Genomic DNA, 23,482 nt, shown 5'->3' with positions numbered 1-23,482 from the left:
AGATGGTTTTTCCGTGTGTCATACCCGATTTATTTCAAGAAATTGGCGAATAAAAGAGTAAAATGGGCGTATGTTCCTAAGTGGAAGTTTTATTGGAAACCCCTGGATACCTTCTTTATGCTGATTTTTTCGATCGCTTCCGCTTTGCCCGCTATTTGGGCTGTGATAAAGTGGCTTCCGATCTATCCCTGGTTTTATGGTTTTGCCATCTCGCCCTTGTTTATCCTGTTTGGCCTGCTGCTTCGCCGTGTTGCACGCGGCAAGGCAGCCAAACTTTACCAAGCCGCCTATTTCCTGGAATACCGCAAGGCCTGTTACGAATGCGATATCAAGGGTACTCTCAGGAACGAGTCCGATATTCAGAATCGGACTTTTTGGAGCTTCACCAAGAAACTCAAGAATGCCGAAGCTCACGGACGTTTGTGGAAGTACGTGAATGCCATGGCTAAGAGCAAGAAGATTCCGCGCGATATTTACGCGGAGATCAACTAGTTTCTTCGACAAAGTCAAAGGATGTATTGAGGGTTTTGAATGTCGAATATTCTTGATTCAATCGAAGTTGGCGAAAGTACCATGAACAGACGTGAGGCATGGAAGTATGCCGAAGAAATCTTGCTTCAGGTTTCTAGAACGTTTGCGCTCAATATCAATGTGCTCAAGGGAAAACTCCACAAGAGCATTTTGCTTGCCTACCTTTACCTGCGCATTGCCGACACAGTCGAAGACGACCCCGATATGAAGGCTTCTGAAAAAGAAGTCATTCTGGGCAAGTTCGCCGAAATCTTCAAGACGGAAAAACTCCCTGACGAGTCGATAGCGGCCTTTGAACAGGCGCTCCCTGAAAGCTGGCGCAAGTCTGAACACCCGTACATGAACCTTTGCCTGCATACCCATGTGGTGGTGCCCCTGTTGCGCGAAATGCCCGAAACGTATGCGGCACCCGTGCGTGCGGTAACGATCGAAATGTGCCATGGCATGGCCAAGTTTGCGCTCCGGCAAGAGGCTGCGCTCAGTTCCGGCTGGTTTACGCTCGAAAGCGTGGCCGACCTCGACGAATACTGCTACTACGTGGCCGGCATTGTCGGCAAGCTCTTGACGAATCTCTTTGCTGCCGATACCTGCCTCATCGGCGAATCCCGCAAGGCCGAAATGCAGAAACTCGACGTGAGCTTTGGGCTTGCGCTCCAGGTGGCGAACATCGTGAAGGACTGTGTCGAAGATTCCGGACGCAGGGTCTGTTTTGTTCCCGAAGAAATTTGCCGCAGGCATGGCTTTGCCCATTCCTATGAAATGTTCGCTGTCCCTGCTGAAGCTGGTGCCCGCGCTGATTTTGACAAGCGTCGTGCCGCGGTAATGGGCGAACTCGTGCAAAAGGCTTGGGGACACTTGAACGATGCGATAGCCTACACCAAGCTTGTTCCGAATATCAAGATGCGTACAAGGCTGTTCTGCCTGTGGCCGCTCTTTATGGCCGCCGAGAACATGAAGTTGATTGGCGATGGCTCGAGTCTCTTTGCCTCCGAAAAGAAGGTGAAAATTACCCGCGACACCGTCAAGCGAATCGTTAAGCAGACGACGTTGCATTTCTATTCGGATTCTTGGATCGAAAAGTCTTACGCTAAATTGAAGAGCGAGGCGCAAACCTTATAAACGTCATTGCGAACCCCATAGGGGCGAAGCAATCCAAAGAAGAGTATGAAGAAATTTGATTTTATAAATAAATGGCCGTTTCATGTGGGTGTGATTCTTTTTAGCATTGTGGCTGACCAGTTGACAAAGCTGTGGGCGCTCGTTCGCTTTACTAACGAAACGGGTGCGCCGAACCACGATACGATCAACGTCATCGGTGAATTGGTGCGTTTTCAGTTGGTGTTCAACAAGGGGGCCGCTTTCAGTAGCCGCCCGCAAGACTTGATGCCCTTTTTGCCGCCTTGGCTGTTCTTTTTGCTGATTTCGATTGTTGCAACCTTTGTGCTTGTGTGGTTCTACAAGTCCATCGACAAGCGTGATTGGATGAGCCGTTTGGGCGTGGTGATGATTCTCGGTGGTGCCGTCGGTAACTTTATTGACCGTATGCGTTTGCAGATGGTGGTGGATTTTATCGATTGCGATTTCCCGGACTTTATCATGACTCGCTTCCCGACATTCAATGTCGCGGATTCCTTTGTAACCGTGGGCGTCGCGATTGTAATCCTTTCGCCGATGATCCTGAAGAAAATCCATCAAGAAATTAAGAACGAAAAAAATAAACAAGTGGACGTTAGTCCGTAGGAAGTAAACAGTAACTTCCTACTTCCAACTTCCTACTTCCAACTGCTTATGAACTATATCGTTGACGAAAAGCATTCTGGAGAACGCATCGACAAGTTCCTTGTGGGTGTCATGGAAAACGTGTCCCGCACGGACGTGCAGAAGTTGATTGCCGCTGGCGAAGTCAAGGTGGGTGGCGTTGCCTCTCCCAAGAATTTCCGTGTCGAAACGGGCATGGTCGTGGTGGTCGACAAGGTCCCCGAAAAAGAGGCGAGCACCTTGGAACCCGAAAATATTCCACTCGACATTGTTTACGAAGACGACGATATCGTGGTCTTGAACAAGCCGCGTAACTTGGTGGTGCATCCGGGTAACGGTGTGCAGAACGGGACGCTTGCCGCAGGCCTTCTGTATCATTTTAAAGAAAATTTGTCTGCAGTGAACGGCCCGTTACGCCCGGGCATTGTCCATCGACTGGACAAGGATACACCAGGGCTTATGGTGGTGGCCAAAAACGATGCCGCCCATAGGCATTTGGCTCACCAGCTTGAAACGCGCACGCTGCACCGCACCTATAATGCCCTGGTGTGGGGGCATCCTCGCGACTTGGAAGGTACCATCGATGCCCCCATCGGGCGTAACCCCAAGAATCGCCTCAAGATGGCTGTCGTGAGCGATGGCAAGCCGAGCCGCACGCATTTTGTGGCAAAGAAATTTTTCGCCTTCGCAACATTGCTTGAATTGCAGCTTGAATCGGGCCGTACGCACCAGATTCGCGTACATAGCCGCTACATGGGGCACCCGGTCGTGGGCGATCCGCTGTACGACGGCCGCGACGGCTGCCTGAACCGCGTGTCTCCCTTGATGAAGGATGTCGCCGCGAAGGTCCTTGAAATTGCTCCTGCCCAGCTTTTGCAAGCCGTGAAAATTGAACTGATTCACCCGACCACGGGCAAAAAGATGAAGTTCAAGGTGCCGCTCGAAAAGCCTTTCGAACAAGTTCTTAAACTCCTCAAGAAGGAATGCCCGGCAGAAGCTCCTGTCTTTGATGACGAAGATGAAGGCTTCCGCGATTTCGATCCTGAAATGCGCTTTAGCGAAGGCTACGAATCGGATGAAGCTGAATCTGAAAATCTGGATGTGTTTGACGAAGGCGTTTTCCCGGAATTGAAGGAGCGCAAGACGCGCGCCCAGCGCTTTGCCGAACGTGCCGCCCGTGCAGCTAACCGCAAGGCTAAGGCTGCTGAACGTAAGCGTATCAAACAGGAAAAGGCCGCCCGCAAGCGCGGCATTGCTCCCGAAGATTTTGTTCAGCCCGGTTACGAACCGACCATCGACCCTAATTTGTTGTAGTTCGGATTTCGGAATTGTGAATTCGGAACAGGTTAGTTTGTTTTAATTCTGAACTCCGAACTCCGAATTCTGAATTTCATTAATGCCGTAGGCACATTACCTTAGAGGGTATTCCTTGAAGTCCTTGACGCCGAATTCCTTGCGCAGGTAATCCCAACGTACCAGGCGGTTCTTCCAGTAATACTTACGATACAGGCGGCGTGCGACGCGGCTTGTTAATTCGTACGGAATCGTGTGGTGGTCATCGGCCACGCTTTCCATCGAAATGCGAAAATCCAGTTCACCGTTCACGACATCGACTGTTTCGCCGACTTGCACATCGGGAATGTGGCTCACGTCAACCATGGTGGCGTCCATGCACACGCGGCCAAGAATCGGGCAGAGCTGTCCGCGAATGAACACAAATCCCTTGTTGTATTCGCCGCGCAGGTAGCCGTCGCCGTAACCGATAGCGATTGTGGCGATGCGGGTCGGCTGCTGGGCCATCCAGTAACCGCCGTAGCTCACGGTTTCGCCGGGCTTTACATCGTGGATGTGACGAATGGTAGACTTGATTCGCATCACCGGCTTGATCGGCCAGGGGGACGGCGCTGCACCCATGCAGTTGTAGCCGTAAAGGGCAAGTCCCGGGCGAACCATGTCAAAGTGGCTTTCGGGGTGGGTGAGGGTTCCTGCCGAGCTAGAACAGTGGCAAATCTCGGGGCGGAGTCCTTCGGCTTCAAGCACATCGACCAGGCGGGTAAAGCGCTGAATCTGAATTTCGGTCTTCGGGTTCCCCGGCATGTCGGCGGTGGCCAGGTGAGTGAACATGCCTTCGAAGTGCAAGTTTTTGAGGCTGAGGGCTGCACGAATGTTGTTAAAGTCTTCGGCGTCAAAACCGTAGCGGTTCATGCCGGTATCGATGGCCAAGTGGGCCTTGCAGGTGGTTCCCGTATCGCGCAGGAACTGATCGAACGCCATGGCGGTACGAATGTCTGTAATGGCCGCGGTCAGCTGGAATTCTACGAAGTAGGCGAAATCAGCCGGAGTGCAGGGGCCAAGTACCAGAATCGGCAAGTCCATGCCGTACTGGCGAAGCAACATGCCTTCGCTAATGTGGGCAACGCCCAGGTAGTCGGCACCGCCGAATTTGGCGGCAAAGGAGCAGGCGAGGCTTCCGTGGCCGTAAGAGTCCGCCTTGACGGGCAAAAGAATCTTCGTGTTGGCCGGAATCTGGCTTCTGATAAATTGAATGTTGTTGCAGAGTGCGTCTAAGTTGATTTCAATCCAGTTCGGGCGCGCTATCTTATTTAAATCGGGAGGAGTCGCTAAAAGTTTCATGATGTGTGAAATATAGGTAAGTCCTTTTGCTTTGGTTACATGTTTGTAAGAAAATTGTCCTTTTTTGGGGTGTTCTTATTCCATAGTGGAATACTACACGCCTTTATTTACAAGGCTTACACGCGAGTGTGTGCATCGTGTGTGCTGCTAATTTCGGTGTGCATACGTGGCCGTCATGCGTTGCCGTAAGCATAAATTTACGATTGCAAATGCTCTGTCCGCGACAAATTTTCCGTCTTCTCCGCATGCAATTTTCGCCGCCGTGATCCGCATCGCACGCTAGGCCTTTATTTTCAAGGTTTCCACGAGGTAGATTTTTTTTGAATCGTCCTTGACAAATTCGCTCCAAAATGCGATAAAATGGTGTGGGCATGTGGAAAAACTCGCCGTGATCACGCCGTTGTTACCGAAAGTTGCGGGTTGTTACGGCACAAAAATCCGTCTTATCCGTAATTTTTCCGCTTTATCCGTCATTTTGCGCCTTATTCGTAGGAAACGCACGGAAAGCGCCAAGAATCCGTCTTATACGTAGGCCGTGACGGACAAACGAAAATCTGCGTCCGCTTTATCCGTACGAAGCGCCCGTGATCCCGTGCGTTGTCCGCTTTATCCGTAGGCCGAGACGGACAAATTATCCGCACCGTCTTATACGTAATCCGTTACTGACAAAATCGCCGTGGCGTCCGCTTTATGCGTAAGTGATCCCGAAGTTGCCAGCGTCCGTTTTATCCGTAGGATGTCCAATACAACCGCTAGTCCGCTTTATCCGTAGGTTGTCAAATTTTGTCACAAAAAAAATCCGTCTTATATGTAGGCCTGTTACCTTATCCGTAGGTTGCCAAAAAATGGCACAAAATTTATACGTAGGCAAATTAGTTACTCCACATTACGTAACTTGCTATAAATTCCGCCACATTATACCACCTCTTACTTACTTACTTACTTAATATATATATTTATATATATAATAATATAATTATATCCTTTATAAGGAAGTATGCGTGGCCTTTTTCGCGCAAATCGAAGGCCATATCTGCATTTTGGAGGCCTGTCTGGGCATTTGGCGAAAGCCCCCTTACATTCCCATTCCGAGCCGGATTCGGAGGCTGTAAAAGGCCATTTTTGGCGGGCTTTCTGTCAACATCGCTGTCCCGAATCTGTCCACAAAAAAATGTATCTGTCAACAACTTTTTTTATCAATGGCATACCACCCGATACAACAAAATTCTATATTATAGACATCAAACAAAACAACCCACACACCACCACAATGGAGGTCAACATGAAAAACGCTTACAAAATCCACAAAATCCTCGTCACCCTGCGCGACGGCACTAAACTCTATTATGAAATCTATGCTGCCACTCGCCAAGACGCAAAGTACTTCATGTTCAACCGCATTTACAAGTGGGCCTGCTACGGCAAGCGTTTCGTGGGTGCGTACGTGAACAAGTTCAATCCGCAGACCTACCTCGCAAGGAAGGCTGCATAACCTAACAATCAAAACATCAAGGAGATGAAACCATGAAAAAGAACAACAAGAAGAACGCCGGCATTGAAGCAGTCGAAGAAGTTGCTTCCAGCATCGCAACCGAAACCGCCGAGGTTGAAACCGATACCCCGACCGTGGTGACCGCAGAGGAGGCCGAGACCGACCCGACCGAAGGCGATGCCCCCGAAACTTCCGCAGGCCTTGAAATCACGGCAAGCACCGCTGACCCTACGGAACACCACATCCGCGTCAAGTCGGACAGCGGCATCTACGATGTTGTCGTCCACGCAGACAGCCGTCAGGATGCGAAGTACCGTGTGTACCTGCAGCTTGAACAGTTCGGACCGAACGCGGTTGTCCCCAAGTTCGATGTAGACAAGTATCTCGCCCGACAGAATGCGGCTCCCAAGAAGGGCGGCAAGAAGAAGGGCGAAGGGAAGAAGCGCAGTGTTGTGGTCATTGACCTCGATGCGCCAGCGCCCGAAGTTACGGACAACACGGAAGTGGTTGAACCTGTGAGCTCCGAAAACATCATGTAACGGACAACCGCTAAAAATACGGACAAGGGAATCCCCATTGTTGGGGGTTCCCTTTATTTTGGCGTCCACCCAAAACACTCCATACCAAAATCCAACAGCGTTCACATTTGCACATAAAGGCACCGCAAAAGGCATATTCCCTCACCCCTTACATTACCATACCCGAGCAAATTTCGTGCTCCCATAGGCTCTAAAAACGAAGCATTTTTTCGAAGTTTAGGAGGCCTGTCTAGGCCATTTGCGATGGTACCCTTACATCACTATTCGGAGTACGGCCAGGAAGATCCACAAGGCCTAAAAACGCGTAGTTTTTTCGTGCATTTGGAGACCTTTTTGTCCCACATTTGGATACACCTACACAACCCTACAGTTGTAACTTTCGTGGAATTCTAGGCGCACATAAATGTTCAAAAAACGAGTTTATTTTAGGCTAAAAAGGAGGCATTTTCGTGGGCTCACGAAAATGATAATACCTACCTACCAGCCCTGCTTTTTCGTGCCTGTAAAACGCGTTTTCCGGCCTGCAAAAATCTGTCAACATTGTGACATAATCTGTCAACAAGTTGCAAACATCTTTGCAAAATCGGCATTGAACCGCTTTATCCGAAGGACGTTACGGACAACCGTCCTCGTTTTATCCGTAGGCGGATATGGACAACGGAAAGTGCCGTTACCGACAACCGCTTGATCCGTTCTATACGTAAGTTGTCACTGACAACCGAAAGTTGCGTTGTTGCGAGTAGTTGCGGACAACCGTGTTGACTGATTGTTGCGTGTCGATACGGACAACCGCTAGAACCGCCTTATCCGTAATAATACGGACAACCGCCAAAAAAAATCTTAAAATTTTACATTCCAAAAATACAACATTTTTCTATATTATAACTACAAAAACCTACAAAAAAAAGGAGCCAAAATGAAGCAGATTTCGCTTAAATGGAAGACAATCGGAGAGATCGCAAAACGGCTTGTGTGGAGCTATTTCCCGCAAGTGAAAAGCGAAACTGCGATTGTTGCAGCGTGCAGGATCTATGCCGACCCGACTTTGAGCGACAAGGAAGCGTGTGGCCTGTAAACGACCATAAATAAAGGTTTCCAGGAGAGTTACCGACAAACGTCAAAACTGCGGACAAACGTGCTGTCGGCTTTATATGTAAAATTGACCGCTTTATACGAAGGAAAGAAAAATGGTAAAATGCAAAAAATGCGGAAGGGAGTACGACGCCGAGACAATTGCCTGTTTCGTGACCGTCGGAATTTCTGTATGTGGCATGCGATGTCGTGACTGCGGGTCCGAATTGCATGCCGGGACTTATAAATCAAGCATCAAGGAGGTATCGCATGGCTTTTGAGCTTAAAACCGATGGTGGCTACGATTTCTACGAGGTCGCTTCCGCGTTGCAGAAGGCCTGCCGCAGGGGTGATGTTCGTCTTGCCGGATTCATGGCATTGGAACTGTTCCCGAAATACGCGACGTATTGCTGGAAAAGGTTGCTGACAATTTCTGCGGAAGACTGCCACGGACTTATAACACAAGAGATTATGGCGCTAAAGCAGGGATTTGATTTCGTGAACGAATCGTCGAAAAAACCTGCGGGCCGAGTATTTATCTCTAAGGCCGTGATATTGCTGTGCGAGGCGAAACATTCAAGGGATGCCGACTTGCTGTCGAACTACATTCATGACAAGCGTATGCAGCTAGACGATGCCGAGGTTGAAAAGCTGTTTGAGGAAGTCAGGAAGGAAAAGCCGGCAATTCCGGAATACGTGTTTGACTGCCATACGATTAGGGGAAAGAAGCGCGGAATGACAAAACAGCAGTTTTTCATTGACGAAGAAAAGGCTCTTGTGAACAAGCAGCCGTCGCTTTTTGACGGGCTTGATCTGTAAGGCCAATAAACAAAAGCAATAAAGGCGGGCGATTGCCCGTCTTTTTTTTATTTGTCCTTTTTTGCAAAAAGTTCCGCAAGGCCGATCTTGACAATCTGTGTGCAGGTGTCCTTGTCGGTAATCTTGCCTGGTTCGTTGTTGACGAGTCCGGCTAATGCCGTTTCAACAACGTCGGCCGACATCTTTTTCCTGTTGAGTTTCTTGCCCTTGAAGACGAATGCTTCCGTCTCCTCGTCGAAGACTTCTGCAATCGTCATGCCCATGAAAATAAGTGCCTTAAGCTGCGGTATGGCAGGTGTGGTCCTGTTTTGCGACCACGAAGAAACAGTGGCTTGCGTGACCGAAAGCTGCTGCGCGATATCTGTCTGCGTGAGTCCTGTGCGAGATTGAAAAGATTTTAGATCCATGTCTATAATATAACAAAATTTGATAGAATAGTCAACAAGAGAAAATTTTTCTATGTCAACTATCTGTCAACAAAAAAAATAAATTATCAACAATTATTTTTTAATTAGGCCTACTAATTTTACAACAAAATTCTATATTATTTTCAAAACACAAAACCACCCAACAAAATCAAAAGGAGATGGACGATGGGAACGAAAGTAAAGGTTTCAAAGAACGGAAAGTGCTCCGTTTCAATGTACTGCCGCAAGTGTGGCACAAGGTACGAACTGACTGGATTCAGCTCCGAGCAGAACGAAAGGCTGTACCGCAGGGACGAAACGAAAGAACATATCCAAGACATCATTCCCGAAGTTCCTGCCGAGTGGCGGGAACTTTTTGTCACGATGACTTGCCCTTCCTGCTGGAAGAAGATGTTCGGATAACTGGAGGAATCAACGAAATGGTTACAAAGACTTTCAGTTGCCCGAATTGCGGGGCCGACAAGGTAGTAGAAGTCGAGTTCAACGGACTTTTCATGCTCGCCTGCGGGCTCACCGTAAGGGACCGCTGTCCGAAATGCGGAAAGCGTGTGGTATTCAGACTCAAACAAGACAAGGAGATGTAATGGAAGAACAGAAGCCGATGATAAATGGTGTCCTGCTGGACATTGAAAATGACGAAGCGAAGGTGGTGGAATTTGAGCCTACTCTTGAAAACTACTACAAGATGCTCCATTGCGACTTGATAGACATCGTGTCAAGGACGATCGGGTACAACCGTAGCCACAAGGTTTTTGACATCGTTTGCGATGACGAGGGGCTTTTCAAGGAAGATGCGAAGATTTCGGCAATTGACAACCTCGGCAATCCGCAACTCGTGGGCAGCCTGCTTATTGTAGGCCTTGCCGATTCCGAAGGCAACGAAACGTCGCTTACGGAAAAGGAATGCGATTTTGTGATGGAGCGTATCCAGAAAATGGGTACAAGGAACCACCCCGAAGGGTACAAGATGCTCACGCAGTGCGAGAACTAGGAGATTGCAATGGAATTCAAAGAATATGTGCCGAAAGGCGGGTATATCGCTTACAACAAGCACCGTGAAATTATCTCAAAAGTAAAAACCACAACAATGACGATTGTCGCCTTCGTCGCATATGCGGCGGTAGTGACGATTGCCGAGTCAATCTAACCAAGGAGTAAAAGATGTCAGAAAGCATCGCAGAACTGAAAAAAGAACTTGAACGTGCAACGAGAATGGCCGCAATGATTCACGCTATCGGTGAAAAGGCTGTAGAATTGCAGTCGGAGAACGAACTGCTTCGCAAGAGGCTTGCCGAACTTGGAGACCGCAAGGAAACTAAACCGGCCGAAAGTCCTGCAGCCGAAAGTCATTCTACTGAATGGGATTGCCTCGCTGTGACCAGCGTACAAGTCTATCCTTTTAAGGAAGGGCCTTCTTTGGGGCACATCAAGGGACTTGCAACAATTGTTCTCAATGACCAGATTCAGATTCGCGGTCTCCGTGTGATGGATGGCGAAAACGGGCTGTTTGTCGCTTATCCTACGGACCCGTTCTTCAAGGGCGAATCGTTCCGCTCTATTTTCAATCCGCTGACGCGCCAGCTCCGCGATCACATTGAAAACTGCGTTCTTGAAAAGTACAACCAATCCATGGAGGCATAAATGGACATTACCATTCACGCAAACGAAACCGAAACCGTACTTGAGGCACTCAACGAATACCGCACGCAGTTGCGCGAAGACATCGCAACCGTGAAGAAAAGTACGGAAACGTGGGCCGTTGACCCTATCGTAAGGCGGATGGAGATGCGTAGCGAGACGCTCAACCGCGTCATCGCACGCATTGAAGCTCTGTAGACCGTAAAGCGCTCGCAGGGATTCGCCCCCCTGCACGGCCTTATCACTAAACCCATAAGGAGATGAAAAATGAAAATAAAGAAATCGTTGCAACAGAGAGTAATCGTCGGTCTTGAAAAAGGCCAGAGCCGTGTCAGATGCCTTGAAAGCGAATACGAGGACGCACTGCATTTCGGGATCTCGCATCCCCACGAAAAGGAAAGGTTCGTGATGGCGTTCTCGTCCTACGTTGATACTAGGGGAGGGTTCTTTGCCGTGTTCTCCGAGGCTTTCAAGGTTGCGGCTAAGGAATTGTGGAAACTCAAGATTGTGAAGAAGGGGGAGTAATCATGAGAAACGAAAATCGTGCAGAATATCTCCGTGAACTTGCGGATGAATATGGTGTGCCTATGTATGTGGTAAGGCAGTTGGCTGATATGCTCGGGCCTAATGAGGACTATGACGGGCTTGTCACCGCAGTGGAAGACTGGGCTGATTTCGTTAGTGGGTGTTGATATGCCAAACGAAGAAACTAACGAAGAACTCTTTACAAAGATTCTAGGCAGCAGGATGTTGGCCGAGAACGTATGCAGTGTTCTTTCAGGATCAGTAACTATTCCGTCGGCAGAAAAACTGATGCGCGTAAGGGGTATTGGTCGCAAGAAGGCTGAAATGATACTGTCGTGTGTAAGTATGTCTGGAAGGTACATTGTGGGAACGGCGGCTAGAGAGTACTTTCAGGCGGAGGACGTAGCAAGAAGGCTTTCGTTCCTCAAGTACGAACAGAAAGAACATTTCGTTGTCATGACGCTTGATTCTGCAAATCACGAAATAGCCGTACACGACATAAGTATCGGGACCGCGCAGAATACGTTAGTGCATCCGAGAGAAGTCTTTTCTAAGGCAGTCAAGGACGGAGCCGTGTCTATCATACTTGCCCACAATCACCCAAGCGGAAGTAATGAGCCGAGTAACGAAGACATAGGGATTACTCGCACTCTTTGTGCCGCAGGAAGGATAATGGAGATTCCTGTAATAGACCACATCATAATAAGCCGGACGGGCTATTCGTCCATTTGCAAACTGATGCCAGACATGATAGAGTCGTACATGCCTCAAAAACAAAAGGAGGTAATATGAGCAGAAGTATAAAACTCTATTGGGACGGATGCCTTGTGGCAACGCAATACCGCTGGGTAGAAATCATTCAGTCAAAAGAAAACGTGGACGAGGAAGAAGCGTGGGAGATGTTCAATGAGGCCGTAAGGGACCAATTTCTCACGCTTTACGACGACAATTTCAAATAGGAGATAAGCAAATGGCAAGTAAGTATGGATGGTGGTCGGTCAGTTTCGACCTTAAACTGGAAGGGCAGCAGGTCTATTGGGACGAACTGTCCGAAGTTACGCAGGAACACATCTGCAAGGAAATTCTTGGCGGCTGTCGTCAAGGTGAAATATGCGAGGTAGACGATGAAGATTGAACTTACAAAAAAAGAAGTCGGCACAATCAAGTGTGCGCTTGCTAGGTACAAGGAGTTCTGCGACAACTGCGTGTCCGCATTTAAGGGAACGGGTCACGACGACTACTACAAGGGCCGCAAGGAAGAAACCGAAAAACTGCAAGAGAAGTTTTACACGATAACGAATAACGCGGAGATTGACAACAATGAAGGATAAGGCATTGGTAAGCCCGGATGGGACGACGTTCTACGTGTCCGCTTGCCGGAATAATAGGGTAATGCCGTACATAGTCAAGTTCTACAAGAACTGGCCGCGTATGACCGACCCCGATGTAATCGAGTTCAAGACGTTTGACAATGCGCTTTCATATTTCATCCGGCACGACATGGACAGCCGTATGGTAGTGGAGCGCAGGACAGTCTACAACATATCGGTGCAGAAGGGAGATAAACTTTTCAAACACAAACAAACAGATAAGGAGATGACGTAAGAAGATGGATATATGCGACATGATTGCCGACAAGAAGATGGCAGAAATCAAGGCCGAAGAGGATAAGCGCAAGGAACTTGCCGAAAAGGGTGAACGCATTGTCGATGAACTTCGGGACAAGTTGCCGAAACTGCGTGAGGCGCACCGTATCTTCAAGGCCTTACAAATCAACGGCTACTTGATGAAAGATGAAGATATGCATTTGAACAGAGAGGAGCATTATAAAAGAGGGTATTTCATTAGTGACGGCTGGTATCATTGGCCTGGATTTGACGTCAAAGCTAATGTCTTTTTCACTATGGGCGGAGGGTATAGCAGATTCTCGTGCGGAATAGCCCTTGACAATTTCAACGTGGTAGTAAGCGAGAAGGAATTTGGTACGCCGGCAACAGTTATCCCTGTAGAGTTGCTGAAAAAGATGTGCGAAGATGGAGGAAGGTGGTCAACAAAACATACAGAACCGGGCCGTTACTATGACATGACTGGTTCGGGGATCGTTAGCAAGCTGGAGTACTGCAACGCCGTAGCTGACACTTTCTGCGAAAAGGTTAGAGAATTTGCTGAAAATCTTGTAAAGGACAAGGAGGTTTAAAAATGACCGTAGAAGACATCAAGAATATTCTCAACAACGCAATTGAAGCGTTGAACGAGTATGACGATATGGACGAAGTGGATCTGCAGTCCAACTATGGCGGGATGGATAATTTCATCTACGTGGATGGGGTGCGTGAAAGAGGCTTCGTTGACTTGGACGACATCGGGTACCATTGTCATAAGAACGAAAACGACTAGTAGAGGAAATATGGACGATATTGACTACGAAGATGCAATCCTGCGTATGCAGGAAGACAACGATCCCGATGCACAGCAAGTGCTTACGGAGGACGAAAAGGAAGCCCTTAGACAAAAGTACAACAACCAACAAGGAGACGACAATGAATAATGTCGAAGTAATGGAAAAAGTAAACGAGGCGCTCGCCATGCGTCGCCTCAATTTCACCGCAAATATGGCCGAGACCTATGCCCTCGTAGACGGCCTGTATGTCCCTACCGGGATGTACACGCCTGTGCGTGACGACAAGAAGGGTGAACCTAGTATCATCAACGGCAAGAGCTTCACCGACCAGTATCACCCTATCCAGCACACGGACGCTTTCAGCGTGCTTGGCGAAATGGCCGATATTGCGGACATCGAGTTCAAGAATGTCGGGTCGTGGGGTAACGGATCGGGTGTTTTCGCACAAATCAGCATCGGGAATTCGGGAGACATCGGCGGAAGCGGTGACGTAGTAGGACGCTACCTCTCCGTAGTCAATTCTCATGACGGGACTCGCAGTCTGTCTATCTTGATTACGCCGTATAGGTTCTTCTGCCGTAACCAGATTGCCAAGGCTATCCGTCACGCGAAGGAGCACAACCGCATTATCTCCATTCATCATGACCGCTACGGGCAGGCACGCTTTGCCGAATTGAAGTATGCAATCGGCATGGCTAACGATCAGTACGACTATTCGGAAGAGCAGTACAAGCGCCTTGCCGACAGGGTTGTAACGATGGACGAGGTTAAGGAGGTAATGGCCCGTTGCTATCCGCTTCCTGTCTACAAGAATGTGGGTACGCCCGAAAAGTCGCGTCTGCGCTGGGAAAAAATCGTTATCCGTCTTGTCGAGAATTTCAAGAACGCCGATGACGGACGTGTTGAAGTGATGACGGGCTGGAATCTGTACAACGCCATTCAAGGCACCTACCAACACAACACCAAGAAGACCTCTACGTACGAGAAGTCGCTGATTATGGGAAGCATCGCAAGCCAGGCCCGTAGCTCTCTTGAGACCGTGCAGAACGTTCTTTTCAACGGCGACAACGAAAAGACGCAACACTTTGACTTTGACAGGCTTTTCGCAAGCGTGGCATAAAGGAGATAAGATATGGGATATACGAACTATTGGACTTCAAAAACAAGTTCTCCCAAGCCGGAAATCCTTACGGCGGAATTCCGTGCCGACTTGATGAAATTGGTAGAAACGGCAAACAAAAATGGAATCAAGTGCCGTTATAGTGATGACCATTATTGCGTTACTGTCGCAGATGAAGAAAATCGTTGCGAAAGTTTCTACCTCAATACAGAGGAAGGCAACTATTACGGCATGGGCTTTACGTGGTTCGATTTCTGCAAGACGAACGCACTTCCGTTTGATGCTGTAGTCAAGTGTGCCATAGAGATTGCCGTAAAGCACGGAATTTTTGAAGATGATTGGTCTTTTGACGGAGACTGGTCCGACAAGGAATACGTGAAGGCCGTGGATTTGGCGAAGAAAGCCGATGTCGGTATTTACGGAGCAATGGCGGGGAGGATGCTGTAATGGGATACTATTCCGAAGTGTCTATCCTCTGCGGTCGCAATGTGGCCAAGAAGCTCGTAGAACTGCCAGAACTGTTCGGAGCCGACATAACGAAACGGCTTGGAGGGACTTACCAATTCTATTGGGAAAGCGTCAAGTGGTACGAGGGGTCGTTCAAGGAAGTCGATGCCGTCATGGGAATCGTCAATAAGTATCTTCACAAGGACTTTGGGCCTGACGGGCCGGACAAACCCGATTTCTGCTCGTATATCCGTATTGGCGAGGATCTTGACGATTCGGACTGCGAGTGCAATTCATTTGATTGGAATTCGCAGTGGATTCAGAAAAAGGTGTGCATTGACGGCGAAGACATCTGCGGTACTTGCACGCACGACGAAATAAAGAAAAAGTTCAATGAGGAGATTTGGTAATGCCCAATGTCTACAAGGTTTCCTATCGTGTCGGCGGTGGAAGGCGCAAGCACATCGTAGTCGCCGCCGATGACGATAACGCCGCAAGGCGCCATGTCTTCGAGCTTGAAGACATAGATGTTGACGACAACAACCTGTTCCTCAACATGGACGGGATTGACGTTACGAAAGTTACGTAACAATGTGTAACAATGCGCCCTGCATCGGTTTGGTTTATTCGTCTCCTTGAGCCGTTGCGGGGCGCTCCTTTTTTACTTGACTTAATGGACTTTATATTATAGATTTTAGCATATGGCAAGGGACATGAAGGATTTTATACTGCGACTGCAGAAGATGAATGCAAACTTTGACTTCATCCGTAAGCGGTCCGTTGCCGTAGGGTGGGTTGACGGGAACAAGACCTATGCCGATTACAGATCCGGCAAGAAACATCAGAAAGGGAAGCCCGCGAGCCTTGCGATGATTGCGAGGATTTTGAACTACGGGACAGCTCCGCAGTTCAAACCCGACGGCTCCATAACGCAGAGGATTCCCGCGCGCCCGTTCATGGAAGTGTTGCGTAGCGAGTATGGCGAATACTTGAACAAGGTAGCCGTCGCAGAAGCGAAGAAGATTGTCGCCGGCACTGGAAACAGCGGAGATTTCTTCAAGAGGTTCGGTGTCAGAGCGAAAGGGGCGCTCAAGAGAGCCATGCTTCAAAGCGGAAGGTATGCTCCAAACGCCCCATCTACCATAAGACGGAAGAAGAGTTCACGTCCGTTGGTTGATACCGGCACGCTTATAAATTCAGCCGATTATGAAGTGAGGGTAAGAAAATGATAGACGTAGAGAAGGCAAAAAAAGTGTATAGAAAAGAAGTCCCGGATTCCGTATTAGTAGAGTACGGAGAAATTGAAGGGATGGGTTTGCTTTTTGTGGAGGCTATTCCTAGACTAGACGACACTGTAATACTCGTAAATGACAAGTATGAAATAAAGAAAGTGCTGGTGACACCAACAAACAATGTCAAGTTGCATGCGTATAAGAAAATAGCAAATTGCTTTGATAACGAAGAAGAAAAGAAAATGCGTCGTATCATTAAGGACTACGACGCAAAGCATGGTGACGGAATGTTCTTCAAAGAGGTTGTTGACTCTAGCGAAGAAAAATTTATTTCTTCTTTGAAGGCATAACTACTCCGTTTAATTGTTCATCCGATGGATAGCAATTGTCTATCCGCCAGTATTGAGCTACGTAAAGGTCTTTTTCAAACGACCAATCGCGGAAGCCGTTGTATTTTTTATCCATCTGTGCTTCCGGTGTCGAGTGAGCGTAATTATATTCGTCAAAAGTCAAGAAGTCCGGATTTTCTGGTTGACCGTCTCGTATGATAGCTTTGCCATTATATTTCTGAACTATAAGAGTGTGCCCAGGAGCGTCAGGATTTGAGTTGAATATGTATATTTGCAATTGTCCTCCTTCGGGCAATCGCAATGTCGCTTGTTCAAGTTCCTTTAGATTGTGAAAATAATGTCGCTCGGGGTTGCGGCCCGTTTTAGGGTCTATCCAAATATCGTTTATGTTTTGAGGATTCCAACGTTTAGTTTTTGGACAAGCTATAGCGTTGTATCCATGATCCGACCACCAAACTGCGGCCACGCAGTTTTGGCAGTTTCCGTGTGTTCCGTCATTATCGTATTTTTCTCTGTTTGGATTGATGTCTTCGTAAGTAGGAGAGTTGCTTCTTCTCGTCAACCCTAACCTTTCTGCCATTTGTGTAGTCTTGCTTTCAACAATTTCCTTAGCTTCCCTGTCAGACATTGCCAACTTTTCTGTGTATGATGGTAATTCTACACGAGTTACCTTGTTGATTTTCTGCTGATACCGCTGCTCGTCAAATTTTGGAATAATCGGGTTTGTTCCATATTTAGAAGGGTTCTCTTTAAGCTCCATATAGACAGCGTGCTTCGCGTCTTGCATATTTTCTGCTGACTTGACAAATTTGAATTTCTGCCCTTCGTCGTTTGTAACAAAGACAAAGAACTTCTTGGTTCCTTCAATGTCGTCGATAGATTGTTCTAGGCCCTCTATTTCAAGATTCTGTAAATCTATTTTCTGTTGCAGAGTTTTTAGTTGTTTCTGCAGTTTCTCGTTCTCCGCAGTGAGTTGCGGAACTAGTTCCTTGTTGCGCTTGATTTCCTCGCGCTCGGCACGTTTCTCCGCCGCCTTCTGCTTTTCCTGTTCCTTGAGTTCTAGCCATTGCTTGTTCGGCTTGCCTTTCTTTTGGTTAAGTTCCTTCTCAATGAGAGGGTCCCACGGCAATGCGATGCAACGGCAGTTGTAGTCGTCGCCCGGGTGGAGATGTACTGCGGACTGCGGGCGCGGCTTCGTCTTGTGATTTTTGAGGTCGTAGACCACATTAGGATTGCTCCATATGCAGATCTTGCCGTCCATCTTTGCGTGACTCTGCCTTGTACGTTCGTCAAGCATGCAAGCCCATTCGTAGTACTCTACTCCGGCTTCCTCCATTTGGGCCTTGGAAATGGCCATGTTCAGCTTTGCCGTTTCGGTCCTTGCGATAAGGCTTGCCTTGGATTTTGAGAACGTGGCTACGGCTTCCTGTATCTGCTTGCGCGTGTCCGCAATGTTGTTGCCGTTCATCACGGCATCGGAAACTATAGCGGAGACCTTCTTTTTCATTTCATCGTTGGTGCTGCGGCACAACGTCATGAAATTCTTTTCCCAAGTATCGGTAATCGTTGGAGCGACTACCGTGGGTATGTACCTTGCGCCGATGACTGTCTCGGTGAAGTTCTCGAAACATTGCTGCTGGAAGTATTCAACCTCGTAGGAAACGCGCCTTGCGATTGATGATAGTTCAGTGTCGTTGACATATTCGGAACGCGTCAAGTCGTCCACCGTATCATTGAAAGACCAGGTATTCTTTAGCGCCTGATACTCGTAGAATTGTCCTGCGTTACGGAATTGCACCTGCAATTCCTGCTGGAATTGTCTTTCTATTGCCCAAGGGTACATTTGATGTGCAGTGACCTTGCGCCTGTTTTCGGGCCTTATACCATAAGCCCTAACTCTTTCAATGAACGTATGGAGAGACATTTATTCCTCGTCGTTGTCGTCTGTATTGAACTGAACAGATCCTTCCGGCAGGTCGCCTTGTACGGAGAGTTCGAACGTACCGCCGTTTTCAAGAGCGCACTTGCGGATTTCGGTATTCGTCATTGCACCCATGTTGAAGAACTTTTCGCACGTCTGCGCCTGAATGAATTTAGCGTCAACGTATTCCTTGCCGGAAAGGGCACCGAGAGGTGCGAAACTGAATTCCTTGAGGTCAGAAGTGCCGAGGTTGCGTTTGCAGAAATCGGTAATGAGCTTGCACATGTTGCGATAGAGGACCTTGCGGCGCCACCTGTTCACGTCGCCGTAGAACGTCTTGAGGTCTCCCTCGTTCGTTCCTGCAAGTCCCGTGATTGTCTGTCCGAAAAGGATACTCATGGGAATCTTGGAACGGGCGCACACCATGACCATCATCAAACGGACAATTTCGGGAATGCCCGTGAAATTGTGGGAGACCATGTTAAAGCTGTCGTCCTTGTCCTGGAAAAGGGAGTGGTATGCAGAAAGGGCCATATTTACAACGGACATACGTTCCTGCACGGATTTCACGCCGCTGTCCGGGCGCGATAGCATCTGCGTGAGGCCCGAAAGGGAGAATATCTTCAATCCGTTTTCAGACATCATGTTGGAAACGCCGCCCATGGACGAACCGAGGTCCTTGAGGCTGTCATCGACTTCCTTGACGGAAGAGCAGCCGAAGAAACGCTGATTGAAACTCAAGTTCTTGAGGTTTCTAGGAGCCTTCTTGTTGCGGAAGATCGTAAGACGAGAAACGTGAATCTTCGGCTGGTTCCCGTTTTCAAGGTTTAGCTTGAAAAGTTCGATTTCGTTGTAGAAAGGAGAAGTCTTGTCGTTTACGTAGTCATTGTTGGAAAGACTGAAATCCGCAGCGGAATAGACCTTGTAGCCTACAACCTTCTCGTTGGGTCTCGGAGGTCTGTAGAACTGCGTGTTTCCGTCATAAAGGGTGAGTATTGCGGCACCGCCGAAAAGACGGGCCATAGTGCCGGCCTCGATAACGGCTTCCGTAAAGCCTTTATCATCAAGATCCTTCAAGATATCGCCCGTTTCGTCACCGATAATCTTGATGTCGTCCGCAAGGGCGTGTTCCGGGAAAGCGTCCGCAATCGTGGTGGCAAGACCGTCCTGAAGATAAAGGTTGGCCAGTTCAATGTCGTTCTGCACGGAATTGGCCGGATTTACCTTCGTATGGGTTGTCTTGTCGTTCTTGAGCATGCCGAGACCCGTAATGGAGTTAAGGTATGCACCGTCCTTGAATGTTTTCTTTTTTGTGGTTGTTGTAGCTGTGGTCATGATTTTACTCCCATAGGATGTTCTTTGAAATTCGTTCGTTGATGTGGAGGATTGCCTGCGTGGTGGAGTCAACGCGGTCATCGTGTTTCGCCGTCGGGAAACGTGTAAGTTCTAGAAGGTATTCCTCTACCCAAGGGCAAATGGACTTGTCCGGCACGAAGACGTTGCCGGATTCAAAAGTTGACGATACTGCATAAGCTCTTGCCGTTTTTGAGCCTTGCGGCATGAACGGTATTATTCCTGGAATTTCCCTGCTTAGCGTATTTATGATTGCGGGTCCGTTTGCCTTGGCTTCCACTACCTTCGTGATGGCTTCCGGCCACTTGTTCGTCATGCGCCTCATTTCCCTAAGCTGTTCGGTGAAGTCCATCTGTCTGCAAATGCAGTCTAGCAGGTAGATGTTGCCGTTCACTACGCCCCATACTGTACCTGCCACGTTGTCGCTTGCCGCCGTATCGTCAAAGGTGAAGTCCCAGGACTGGATCATGAAATCGAACACCTTCGGTAAGACGTAGTATGTCCTGAACCAGTCCTTCTTGAATATGCTGCCCGCCTTGCTTGACGGGTGCTGTTGGTAAAGGGCTTCCCATTCATAGGAACCCACGGCCTTCTTTATTCGCATCAACGCTTCGATGTCGTAGCGTTCGGGGTGGAGCGGTTCTCCCTTTTTCCTGTGCCTTTCGTCCTCCTCGGCAATGGCGGGGTAGTTGATGATTTCCCAAGAATCGCCGTCATTTGCGGCCATTTTCTCAAGTAGGCGGCCAGCAAGATCGTCTTCGTGCCACCTAGTAAGGGTGAGGAGGACACCGCCGCCGGGCGCAAGACGGGTATATGCCGTGGAGGTGTACCAGTCGTAAATGGCATCGCGGACGTTGGGGGATTCTGCAGATTTTCTGTCTTTCAGAGGGTCGTCGATATTCAAGATGTCGCAACCCATACCCGTAATGCCCGTTCCTACGCCGGCACCCCTATAGCTTCCGTTGCCACGGATAATCTCGAAAATGTCCGCGTTGCGGATTTTCTTTACCCTGCTGTTGGCGAAAGGACTCTTTGACAAGAAAACGTCTGGAAAGACTCTAGAGTAGTAGTATGAATCCATGATTTTCTGCACGTCACGGCTCATACGCCTCGCAAGGTCGGTTGCGTAGGATGCAGAAATGATGTTGATGTCGGGATTTAGACCGAAACTCCACGCAGGAAAGCGCCTAGAAACGATTTCGCTCTTTCCGTGTCGCGGAGGCATTGTAAGAATCAGTCTAGGAGAACGTTTATGGACTACATCTACATAGAATTTCATGAGGCGAGCGCAGATTTCTCTGTGTACCCAGCCGATTGAGTATTCCGGCATGGTAAACTTGACAAAGGCGAGCAGGTTGCTCCGGCTCAAGTCGCACAGATTCCTGTCGTATGTCATGTCGTTAATCGCCATAGATACCCATCTTGCGGATTTCTGCCTCAATCTTCGACGTGTCCTGCTTGTCGCCCTGTTCAACGATTTCGGCATCCTGCACGTTGGCGGTCGGGTCCTTGAGGTCAAGCTGTTGCTTCATGAGCTGGATCTTGCCTATGTCGAAAATCGCGTTGGGCGACATGTGGGCCATGTCTAGCAGAAAGCGGAATGCCTTTATGTTGCCATTCATCGCCTGATATGCTATACGTACCATGGATATAGTCATGACGTTAAGCGGTTTTGAAATGTCAACGCCCATCTGCTTAAGGGCGGCTTTCTGCTTCACGTCGATATTCGGTTGCAGCTTGAGTGCAATCGTAGCAGCCCGCTTCGCGAGCATGTTTTCCTTTCTAACTTCTACGGAACGTAGGCCGCCTTTTCTGCCGATAGCGGAGCGTTCCTCGGGAGTTTTTTCGGAAAGCCTAACAAGTCCGTCAGTCCTCGCCATTGTAATCTCGTGACCACCATTTCTTGAATACTGACCATTCGATTGATATGCCTCCGTGTCGGCACGACCTGTTGAAGGGGAGTCCACGCTTGTAGATCCAACCGTAGACGGTGCGGGGGTGACGTCCTATCTTCGCGGCAAGTTGCTTCGGTGATAGGAAGCCTAAGTCTAATGTAGTTTGTCCAGGGATATTGCCTCTCATATTGCAAAATTTAAGCAAATGTTACAACAGATTGCAATACGTAAATGTCAAAAAATGACACAATATAAATTAAGATAAATCAAGATAAGTAAAGATAAATGTAGTTGCGTAATGAAAGCGTAAGTTCCGTGCCACAAACAAAAAGCATTCCGTGTGTACGGAATGAAAGAAGGGACGGCATAGCGCCGCCCCCTTTTCTAGTAAGGAAAAGTTCTTGTTTTATGTAATTATATCGCGGAATCGATACAAAATGTATAGATTTGTGAGAATATTTCTCGCGCTAGTCCTGTTTTTCGTTGACTTCCTTGGAAATGAGCATGGGTTCCTTGGAGAGCTTGCCGTCCATGCGGTCAGCAACTTCTGCCATGAACTCAAGAGTCCGTTCCAGAACCTTCGCCTTGTCGAGGCCGTCGTCTATTGCGCGAGTAGCAACCTTGATGTGGTCTCGCAACCAGTCGGCAAAGCAGGTCATGGCCTCGCGCTTGCCCTTGCAGTAAGATATTTCGAATTCTTCCGATGTCATGTTATCCCCTCGGTTCTAGTTTGTCGATCTTGTCAAAAAGTTTCTTGATGAAGAAGTCGGATTTCCTGTCGAAGTCGTCCCTCGCCGTGTTTGCGCTTGAAGGGTACGCCTTGCCGAAAAGTTCCTCCGTGGTCATTCCCATTTCGTAGAGCTGGACTTCCATTTGGTGGGTAGGGTAACGCTTGCCTTTCGCCCAAAGCGAAATGGTGTTGTTGCTTACGCCAAGCCTAGTCGCGAGTTCTTCCTGCGACTTGATCCCGATGCGGTCAATGAATTCCTTGATTTTAACGCCCATGGCATGAATATAGATAATTTTCTAACAAAAAGTATGAAAAGTTGTAAAAAATATAACTTTTTGTTTGAATTTTACACGAAAAGTTGTATATTTACACCAAAATGATATGAAAGCAGAGGGAGCTTGCTGACCATCACTGAAAAAGGTTGACACTTTTTAGGTGATTTTACTGACCGGGTTGACAGTTTCACTGTTTTGGTTTACACCATTTTCCCGGTACAACTGATCCGGTTTACAGTTCAACCGACTGGGTTGTCACCGCCGACCGGACCTCCTTCCTCCAAAGATATCTTTTTGCCTGCCTCGCGACGTTCGCGTGGCGT

38 protein-coding genes are annotated in these 23,482 nt (G+C 48.4%); 30 read left to right on the top strand and 8 right to left on the bottom strand.

What is annotated here, in order from left to right:
* Window positions 1-117: 117 nt before the first annotated feature.
* From BUC02_RS16375 to BUC02_RS00145, 4 genes are read left to right on the top strand one after another with little or no spacing between them, the layout of a single operon-like run.
* Window positions 118-492, top strand: a complete 375-nt coding sequence (locus BUC02_RS16375; RefSeq protein WP_139260923.1) for a hypothetical protein — start codon at window positions 118-120, stop codon at window positions 490-492.
* 39 nt (window positions 493-531) lie between these two features.
* On the top strand, window positions 532-1,650 hold the full coding sequence (locus tag BUC02_RS00155) for a squalene/phytoene synthase family protein (RefSeq protein ID WP_073317046.1): 1,119 nt from the start codon (window positions 532-534) through the stop codon (window positions 1,648-1,650).
* Between the two features lie 45 nt (window positions 1,651-1,695).
* Window positions 1,696-2,271, top strand: coding sequence for a signal peptidase II (lspA, locus tag BUC02_RS00150; RefSeq protein WP_073317043.1), 576 nt, complete (start codon window positions 1,696-1,698; stop codon window positions 2,269-2,271).
* Window positions 2,272-2,319: 48 nt separating this feature from the next.
* Complete coding sequence (locus BUC02_RS00145; RefSeq protein WP_073317040.1) at window positions 2,320-3,603, top strand: RluA family pseudouridine synthase; 1,284 nt, start codon at window positions 2,320-2,322, stop codon at window positions 3,601-3,603.
* A gap of 96 nt (window positions 3,604-3,699) precedes the next feature.
* On the opposite strand, the gene alr is transcribed toward BUC02_RS00145, so the two are convergent.
* Complete coding sequence (gene alr, locus BUC02_RS00140) at window positions 3,700-4,923, bottom strand: alanine racemase (protein ID WP_073054102.1); 1,224 nt, start codon at window positions 4,921-4,923, stop codon at window positions 3,700-3,702.
* 1,282 nt (window positions 4,924-6,205) lie between these two features.
* Here alr and BUC02_RS00130 point away from each other — a divergent pair.
* The 4 genes from BUC02_RS00130 (at window position 6,206) to BUC02_RS00120 (ending at window position 8,844) form a co-directional block, all read left to right on the top strand.
* Window positions 6,206-6,415, top strand: a complete 210-nt coding sequence (locus tag BUC02_RS00130; RefSeq protein WP_139260921.1) for a hypothetical protein — start codon at window positions 6,206-6,208, stop codon at window positions 6,413-6,415.
* A gap of 32 nt (window positions 6,416-6,447) precedes the next feature.
* Entirely contained in the window at window positions 6,448-6,954 is a 507-nt protein-coding gene (locus tag BUC02_RS00125) for a hypothetical protein (protein ID WP_073317031.1), read from the top strand.
* 916 nt (window positions 6,955-7,870) lie between these two features.
* Entirely contained in the window at window positions 7,871-8,029 is a 159-nt protein-coding gene (locus BUC02_RS16050; RefSeq protein WP_175549766.1) for a hypothetical protein, read from the top strand.
* Between the two features lie 266 nt (window positions 8,030-8,295).
* The gene (locus tag BUC02_RS00120) at window positions 8,296-8,844 is read left to right on the top strand and encodes a hypothetical protein (RefSeq protein ID WP_073317028.1); all 549 of its coding nucleotides are present in this window, start codon (window positions 8,296-8,298) and stop codon (window positions 8,842-8,844) included.
* Between the two features lie 47 nt (window positions 8,845-8,891).
* On the opposite strand, the gene BUC02_RS15760 is transcribed toward BUC02_RS00120, so the two are convergent.
* A complete protein-coding gene (locus BUC02_RS15760; protein ID WP_139260919.1) occupies window positions 8,892-9,251 on the bottom strand; it encodes a helix-turn-helix domain-containing protein in 360 nt (119 codons plus the stop codon).
* 186 nt (window positions 9,252-9,437) lie between these two features.
* Here BUC02_RS15760 and BUC02_RS00110 point away from each other — a divergent pair, with 186 nt between their 5' ends.
* The 22 genes from BUC02_RS00110 to BUC02_RS00035 all read left to right on the top strand — a co-directional run bounded on the left by BUC02_RS00110 (window position 9,438) and on the right by BUC02_RS00035 (window position 16,985).
* The gene (locus BUC02_RS00110; protein WP_073317019.1) at window positions 9,438-9,674 is read left to right on the top strand and encodes a hypothetical protein; all 237 of its coding nucleotides are present in this window, start codon (window positions 9,438-9,440) and stop codon (window positions 9,672-9,674) included.
* A gap of 17 nt (window positions 9,675-9,691) precedes the next feature.
* The gene (locus tag BUC02_RS16045) at window positions 9,692-9,856 is read left to right on the top strand and encodes a hypothetical protein (protein WP_175549765.1); all 165 of its coding nucleotides are present in this window, start codon (window positions 9,692-9,694) and stop codon (window positions 9,854-9,856) included.
* The gene (locus BUC02_RS00105) at window positions 9,856-10,263 is read left to right on the top strand and encodes a DUF3846 domain-containing protein (protein WP_073317016.1); all 408 of its coding nucleotides are present in this window, start codon (window positions 9,856-9,858) and stop codon (window positions 10,261-10,263) included. Before BUC02_RS16045 ends, BUC02_RS00105 begins: the two co-directional genes overlap by 1 nt.
* A 9-nt stretch (window positions 10,264-10,272) precedes the next feature.
* Window positions 10,273-10,419, top strand: a complete 147-nt coding sequence (locus BUC02_RS16040; protein WP_175549764.1) for a hypothetical protein — start codon at window positions 10,273-10,275, stop codon at window positions 10,417-10,419.
* Window positions 10,420-10,433: 14 nt separating this feature from the next.
* Entirely contained in the window at window positions 10,434-10,913 is a 480-nt protein-coding gene (locus BUC02_RS15585) for a septation protein SpoVG family protein (protein WP_254794027.1), read from the top strand.
* Window positions 10,914-11,108: a hypothetical protein gene (locus BUC02_RS00095; protein ID WP_073317013.1), complete on the top strand. Its 195-nt coding sequence runs from the start codon at window positions 10,914-10,916 to the stop codon at window positions 11,106-11,108.
* A gap of 69 nt (window positions 11,109-11,177) precedes the next feature.
* Window positions 11,178-11,435: a hypothetical protein gene (locus BUC02_RS00090; protein WP_073317010.1), complete on the top strand. Its 258-nt coding sequence runs from the start codon at window positions 11,178-11,180 to the stop codon at window positions 11,433-11,435.
* A 2-nt stretch (window positions 11,436-11,437) separates the two neighbouring features.
* Window positions 11,438-11,602, top strand: a complete 165-nt coding sequence (locus tag BUC02_RS16035) for a hypothetical protein (RefSeq protein ID WP_175549763.1) — start codon at window positions 11,438-11,440, stop codon at window positions 11,600-11,602.
* 1 nt (window position 11,603) lies between these two features.
* Complete coding sequence (locus tag BUC02_RS00085) at window positions 11,604-12,227, top strand: JAB domain-containing protein (RefSeq protein ID WP_073317007.1); 624 nt, start codon at window positions 11,604-11,606, stop codon at window positions 12,225-12,227.
* Window positions 12,224-12,394, top strand: a complete 171-nt coding sequence (locus BUC02_RS16030; RefSeq protein ID WP_175549762.1) for a hypothetical protein — start codon at window positions 12,224-12,226, stop codon at window positions 12,392-12,394. The genes BUC02_RS00085 and BUC02_RS16030 overlap by 4 nt, the downstream gene beginning before the upstream one ends.
* Before the next feature lie 11 nt (window positions 12,395-12,405).
* A complete protein-coding gene (locus tag BUC02_RS16025; RefSeq protein WP_175549761.1) occupies window positions 12,406-12,570 on the top strand; it encodes a hypothetical protein in 165 nt (54 codons plus the stop codon).
* A complete protein-coding gene (locus BUC02_RS00080; protein WP_073317004.1) occupies window positions 12,560-12,766 on the top strand; it encodes a hypothetical protein in 207 nt (68 codons plus the stop codon). Before BUC02_RS16025 ends, BUC02_RS00080 begins: the two co-directional genes overlap by 11 nt.
* Before the next feature lie 61 nt (window positions 12,767-12,827).
* Window positions 12,828-13,040 (top strand): hypothetical protein, encoded by a 213-nt coding sequence (locus BUC02_RS00075; protein ID WP_139260917.1) that lies wholly within the window; start codon window positions 12,828-12,830, stop codon window positions 13,038-13,040.
* 19 nt (window positions 13,041-13,059) lie between these two features.
* Entirely contained in the window at window positions 13,060-13,632 is a 573-nt protein-coding gene (locus BUC02_RS00070; protein ID WP_139260915.1) for a hypothetical protein, read from the top strand.
* A 2-nt stretch (window positions 13,633-13,634) separates the two neighbouring features.
* A complete protein-coding gene (locus BUC02_RS00065; RefSeq protein WP_073316995.1) occupies window positions 13,635-13,832 on the top strand; it encodes a hypothetical protein in 198 nt (65 codons plus the stop codon).
* Window positions 13,833-13,842: 10 nt separating this feature from the next.
* Window positions 13,843-13,983: a hypothetical protein gene (locus tag BUC02_RS16020; RefSeq protein WP_175549760.1), complete on the top strand. Its 141-nt coding sequence runs from the start codon at window positions 13,843-13,845 to the stop codon at window positions 13,981-13,983.
* Entirely contained in the window at window positions 13,976-14,956 is a 981-nt protein-coding gene (locus BUC02_RS00060; RefSeq protein ID WP_073316992.1) for a DUF932 domain-containing protein, read from the top strand. The genes BUC02_RS16020 and BUC02_RS00060 overlap by 8 nt, the downstream gene beginning before the upstream one ends.
* Window positions 14,957-14,968: 12 nt before the next feature.
* Entirely contained in the window at window positions 14,969-15,403 is a 435-nt protein-coding gene (locus BUC02_RS00055; protein ID WP_073316989.1) for a hypothetical protein, read from the top strand.
* Window positions 15,403-15,813 carry a hypothetical protein gene (locus tag BUC02_RS00050; protein ID WP_073316978.1) on the top strand — a complete coding sequence of 137 codons (411 nt, stop codon included), beginning with the start codon at window positions 15,403-15,405 and terminating at the stop codon, window positions 15,811-15,813. The genes BUC02_RS00055 and BUC02_RS00050 overlap by 1 nt, the downstream gene beginning before the upstream one ends.
* A complete protein-coding gene (locus BUC02_RS00045; protein ID WP_073316975.1) occupies window positions 15,813-15,992 on the top strand; it encodes a hypothetical protein in 180 nt (59 codons plus the stop codon). The genes BUC02_RS00050 and BUC02_RS00045 overlap by 1 nt, the downstream gene beginning before the upstream one ends.
* A gap of 124 nt (window positions 15,993-16,116) precedes the next feature.
* A complete protein-coding gene (locus tag BUC02_RS00040; protein WP_139260911.1) occupies window positions 16,117-16,632 on the top strand; it encodes a hypothetical protein in 516 nt (171 codons plus the stop codon).
* Window positions 16,629-16,985 (top strand): hypothetical protein, encoded by a 357-nt coding sequence (locus BUC02_RS00035; protein ID WP_073316969.1) that lies wholly within the window; start codon window positions 16,629-16,631, stop codon window positions 16,983-16,985. Before BUC02_RS00040 ends, BUC02_RS00035 begins: the two co-directional genes overlap by 4 nt.
* Here BUC02_RS00035 and BUC02_RS00030 read toward each other — a convergent pair.
* The 6 genes from BUC02_RS00030 to BUC02_RS00005 all read right to left on the bottom strand — a co-directional run bounded on the left by BUC02_RS00030 (window position 16,963) and on the right by BUC02_RS00005 (window position 23,159).
* On the bottom strand, window positions 16,963-18,909 hold the full coding sequence (locus BUC02_RS00030) for a phage minor head protein (RefSeq protein WP_073316966.1): 1,947 nt from the start codon (window positions 18,907-18,909) through the stop codon (window positions 16,963-16,965). The genes BUC02_RS00035 and BUC02_RS00030 overlap by 23 nt on opposite strands.
* Window positions 18,910-20,241, bottom strand: a complete 1,332-nt coding sequence (locus BUC02_RS00025; RefSeq protein WP_073316963.1) for an anti-CBASS protein Acb1 family protein — start codon at window positions 20,239-20,241, stop codon at window positions 18,910-18,912.
* 4 nt (window positions 20,242-20,245) lie between these two features.
* Window positions 20,246-21,670 carry a phage terminase large subunit gene (gene terL / locus BUC02_RS00020; protein ID WP_175549759.1) on the bottom strand — a complete coding sequence of 475 codons (1,425 nt, stop codon included), beginning with the start codon at window positions 21,668-21,670 and terminating at the stop codon, window positions 20,246-20,248.
* Window positions 21,660-22,139, bottom strand: coding sequence for a hypothetical protein (locus tag BUC02_RS00015; protein WP_073316961.1), 480 nt, complete (start codon window positions 22,137-22,139; stop codon window positions 21,660-21,662). The genes terL and BUC02_RS00015 overlap by 11 nt, the downstream gene beginning before the upstream one ends.
* Window positions 22,140-22,621: 482 nt before the next feature.
* Window positions 22,622-22,864 (bottom strand): hypothetical protein, encoded by a 243-nt coding sequence (locus BUC02_RS00010; RefSeq protein ID WP_073316959.1) that lies wholly within the window; start codon window positions 22,862-22,864, stop codon window positions 22,622-22,624.
* Window position 22,865: 1 nt separating this feature from the next.
* Entirely contained in the window at window positions 22,866-23,159 is a 294-nt protein-coding gene (locus BUC02_RS00005; RefSeq protein ID WP_073316956.1) for a helix-turn-helix domain-containing protein, read from the bottom strand.
* Window positions 23,160-23,482: the final 323 nt, after the last annotated feature.

The organism is Fibrobacter sp. UWOV1, assembly GCF_900142495.1.
In the GTDB taxonomy this organism is placed as follows: domain Bacteria; phylum Fibrobacterota; class Fibrobacteria; order Fibrobacterales; family Fibrobacteraceae; genus Fibrobacter.
The sequence above is the reverse complement of the archived record's forward strand: the minus strand, read 5'-3'. Positions and strand labels throughout refer to the sequence as shown.

Excerpts from the sequence above, each read along its gene's own strand:
- BUC02_RS16375 (WP_139260923.1), top strand. The coding sequence starts at position 118 with ATGCTGATTTTTTCGATCGCTTCCGCTTTGCCCGCTATTTGGGCTGTG.
- BUC02_RS00155 (WP_073317046.1), top strand. The coding sequence starts at position 532 with ATGTCGAATATTCTTGATTCAATCGAAGTTGGCGAAAGTACCATGAAC.
- lspA (WP_073317043.1), top strand. The coding sequence starts at position 1,696 with ATGAAGAAATTTGATTTTATAAATAAATGGCCGTTTCATGTGGGTGTG.
- BUC02_RS00145 (WP_073317040.1), top strand. The coding sequence starts at position 2,320 with ATGAACTATATCGTTGACGAAAAGCATTCTGGAGAACGCATCGACAAG.
- alr (WP_073054102.1), bottom strand. The coding sequence starts at position 4,923 with ATGAAACTTTTAGCGACTCCTCCCGATTTAAATAAGATAGCGCGCCCG.
- BUC02_RS00130 (WP_139260921.1), top strand. The coding sequence starts at position 6,206 with ATGAAAAACGCTTACAAAATCCACAAAATCCTCGTCACCCTGCGCGAC.
- BUC02_RS00125 (WP_073317031.1), top strand. The coding sequence starts at position 6,448 with ATGAAAAAGAACAACAAGAAGAACGCCGGCATTGAAGCAGTCGAAGAA.
- BUC02_RS16050 (WP_175549766.1), top strand. The coding sequence starts at position 7,871 with ATGAAGCAGATTTCGCTTAAATGGAAGACAATCGGAGAGATCGCAAAA.
- BUC02_RS00120 (WP_073317028.1), top strand. The coding sequence starts at position 8,296 with ATGGCTTTTGAGCTTAAAACCGATGGTGGCTACGATTTCTACGAGGTC.
- BUC02_RS15760 (WP_139260919.1), bottom strand. The coding sequence starts at position 9,251 with ATGGATCTAAAATCTTTTCAATCTCGCACAGGACTCACGCAGACAGAT.
- BUC02_RS00110 (WP_073317019.1), top strand. The coding sequence starts at position 9,438 with ATGGGAACGAAAGTAAAGGTTTCAAAGAACGGAAAGTGCTCCGTTTCA.
- BUC02_RS16045 (WP_175549765.1), top strand. The coding sequence starts at position 9,692 with ATGGTTACAAAGACTTTCAGTTGCCCGAATTGCGGGGCCGACAAGGTA.
- BUC02_RS00105 (WP_073317016.1), top strand. The coding sequence starts at position 9,856 with ATGGAAGAACAGAAGCCGATGATAAATGGTGTCCTGCTGGACATTGAA.
- BUC02_RS16040 (WP_175549764.1), top strand. The coding sequence starts at position 10,273 with ATGGAATTCAAAGAATATGTGCCGAAAGGCGGGTATATCGCTTACAAC.
- BUC02_RS15585 (WP_254794027.1), top strand. The coding sequence starts at position 10,434 with ATGTCAGAAAGCATCGCAGAACTGAAAAAAGAACTTGAACGTGCAACG.
- BUC02_RS00095 (WP_073317013.1), top strand. The coding sequence starts at position 10,914 with ATGGACATTACCATTCACGCAAACGAAACCGAAACCGTACTTGAGGCA.
- BUC02_RS00090 (WP_073317010.1), top strand. The coding sequence starts at position 11,178 with ATGAAAATAAAGAAATCGTTGCAACAGAGAGTAATCGTCGGTCTTGAA.
- BUC02_RS16035 (WP_175549763.1), top strand. The coding sequence starts at position 11,438 with ATGAGAAACGAAAATCGTGCAGAATATCTCCGTGAACTTGCGGATGAA.
- BUC02_RS00085 (WP_073317007.1), top strand. The coding sequence starts at position 11,604 with ATGCCAAACGAAGAAACTAACGAAGAACTCTTTACAAAGATTCTAGGC.
- BUC02_RS16030 (WP_175549762.1), top strand. The coding sequence starts at position 12,224 with ATGAGCAGAAGTATAAAACTCTATTGGGACGGATGCCTTGTGGCAACG.
- BUC02_RS16025 (WP_175549761.1), top strand. The coding sequence starts at position 12,406 with ATGGCAAGTAAGTATGGATGGTGGTCGGTCAGTTTCGACCTTAAACTG.
- BUC02_RS00080 (WP_073317004.1), top strand. The coding sequence starts at position 12,560 with ATGAAGATTGAACTTACAAAAAAAGAAGTCGGCACAATCAAGTGTGCG.
- BUC02_RS00075 (WP_139260917.1), top strand. The coding sequence starts at position 12,828 with ATGCCGTACATAGTCAAGTTCTACAAGAACTGGCCGCGTATGACCGAC.
- BUC02_RS00070 (WP_139260915.1), top strand. The coding sequence starts at position 13,060 with ATGATTGCCGACAAGAAGATGGCAGAAATCAAGGCCGAAGAGGATAAG.
- BUC02_RS00065 (WP_073316995.1), top strand. The coding sequence starts at position 13,635 with ATGACCGTAGAAGACATCAAGAATATTCTCAACAACGCAATTGAAGCG.
- BUC02_RS16020 (WP_175549760.1), top strand. The coding sequence starts at position 13,843 with ATGGACGATATTGACTACGAAGATGCAATCCTGCGTATGCAGGAAGAC.
- BUC02_RS00060 (WP_073316992.1), top strand. The coding sequence starts at position 13,976 with ATGAATAATGTCGAAGTAATGGAAAAAGTAAACGAGGCGCTCGCCATG.
- BUC02_RS00055 (WP_073316989.1), top strand. The coding sequence starts at position 14,969 with ATGGGATATACGAACTATTGGACTTCAAAAACAAGTTCTCCCAAGCCG.
- BUC02_RS00050 (WP_073316978.1), top strand. The coding sequence starts at position 15,403 with ATGGGATACTATTCCGAAGTGTCTATCCTCTGCGGTCGCAATGTGGCC.
- BUC02_RS00045 (WP_073316975.1), top strand. The coding sequence starts at position 15,813 with ATGCCCAATGTCTACAAGGTTTCCTATCGTGTCGGCGGTGGAAGGCGC.
- BUC02_RS00040 (WP_139260911.1), top strand. The coding sequence starts at position 16,117 with ATGAAGGATTTTATACTGCGACTGCAGAAGATGAATGCAAACTTTGAC.
- BUC02_RS00035 (WP_073316969.1), top strand. The coding sequence starts at position 16,629 with ATGATAGACGTAGAGAAGGCAAAAAAAGTGTATAGAAAAGAAGTCCCG.
- BUC02_RS00030 (WP_073316966.1), bottom strand. The coding sequence starts at position 18,909 with ATGTCTCTCCATACGTTCATTGAAAGAGTTAGGGCTTATGGTATAAGG.
- BUC02_RS00025 (WP_073316963.1), bottom strand. The coding sequence starts at position 20,241 with ATGACCACAGCTACAACAACCACAAAAAAGAAAACATTCAAGGACGGT.
- terL (WP_175549759.1), bottom strand. The coding sequence starts at position 21,670 with ATGGCGATTAACGACATGACATACGACAGGAATCTGTGCGACTTGAGC.
- BUC02_RS00015 (WP_073316961.1), bottom strand. The coding sequence starts at position 22,139 with ATGGCGAGGACTGACGGACTTGTTAGGCTTTCCGAAAAAACTCCCGAG.
- BUC02_RS00010 (WP_073316959.1), bottom strand. The coding sequence starts at position 22,864 with ATGACATCGGAAGAATTCGAAATATCTTACTGCAAGGGCAAGCGCGAG.
- BUC02_RS00005 (WP_073316956.1), bottom strand. The coding sequence starts at position 23,159 with ATGGGCGTTAAAATCAAGGAATTCATTGACCGCATCGGGATCAAGTCG.